This window comes from Ignatzschineria sp. PL_is040 (assembly GCF_055813795.1).
The window spans coordinates 1-1,251 of record NZ_JBVPGU010000025.1 but is presented as its reverse complement, the minus strand read 5'-3'; the positions used below and the strand labels follow the sequence as shown (position 1 = coordinate 1,251).

Annotated in this window: 1 protein-coding gene; it reads right to left on the bottom strand. The window is 42.7% G+C overall.

Annotated elements, in window-relative coordinates:
* Positions 1-248 precede the first annotated feature (248 nt).
* On the bottom strand, positions 249-1,064 hold the full coding sequence (aph(3')-Ia, locus tag AC0SAP_RS10285; RefSeq protein ID WP_000018329.1) for an aminoglycoside O-phosphotransferase APH(3')-Ia: 816 nt from the start codon (positions 1,062-1,064) through the stop codon (positions 249-251).
* Positions 1,065-1,251 lie beyond the last annotated feature (187 nt).

Genomic DNA, 1,251 nt, shown 5'->3' with positions numbered 1-1,251 from the left:
TTTATTATGGTGATCCCCTGGGCGAAATGCGCCTGGTAAGCAGAGTTTTTGAAATGTAAGGCCTTTGAATAAGACAAAAGGCTGCCTCATCGCTAACTTTGCAACAGTGCCAATTTATGAGTAAAGGATTATGTCCACGATAAGCACCTGGGTCGATTCCTGGGAGGCGGCCATGAGGGTAGGGAAGCGCCGTCCCGTCAAGTCAGCGTAATGCTCTGCCAGTGTTACAACCAATTAACCAATTCTGATTAGAAAAACTCATCGAGCATCAAATGAAACTGCAATTTATTCATATCAGGATTATCAATACCATATTTTTGAAAAAGCCGTTTCTGTAATGAAGGAGAAAACTCACCGAGGCAGTTCCATAGGATGGCAAGATCCTGGTATCGGTCTGCGATTCCGACTCGTCCAACATCAATACAACCTATTAATTTCCCCTCGTCAAAAATAAGGTTATCAAGTGAGAAATCACCATGAGTGACGACTGAATCCGGTGAGAATGGCAAAAGCTTATGCATTTCTTTCCAGACTTGTTCAACAGGCCAGCCATTACGCTCGTCATCAAAATCACTCGCATCAACCAAACCGTTATTCATTCGTGATTGCGCCTGAGCGAGACGAAATACGCGATCGCTGTTAAAAGGACAATTACAAACAGGAATCGAATGCAACCGGCGCAGGAACACTGCCAGCGCATCAACAATATTTTCACCTGAATCAGGATATTCTTCTAATACCTGGAATGCTGTTTTCCCGGGGATCGCAGTGGTGAGTAACCATGCATCATCAGGAGTACGGATAAAATGCTTGATGGTCGGAAGAGGCATAAATTCCGTCAGCCAGTTTAGTCTGACCATCTCATCTGTAACATCATTGGCAACGCTACCTTTGCCATGTTTCAGAAACAACTCTGGCGCATCGGGCTTCCCATACAATCGATAGATTGTCGCACCTGATTGCCCGACATTATCGCGAGCCCATTTATACCCATATAAATCAGCATCCATGTTGGAATTTAATCGCGGCCTCGAGCAAGACGTTTCCCGTTGAATATGGCTCATAACACCCCTTGTATTACTGTTTATGTAAGCAGACAGTTTTATTGTTCATGATGATATATTTTTATCTTGTGCAATGTAGGGTCTGTTGCACATTGGAAATAAAAAATAGAGAGTAGTAAAATATTATCGCCAGAAAACTTTTAACTAACTCTCTATTTCTATGCTCCAAACAATACTTAGTGACAAG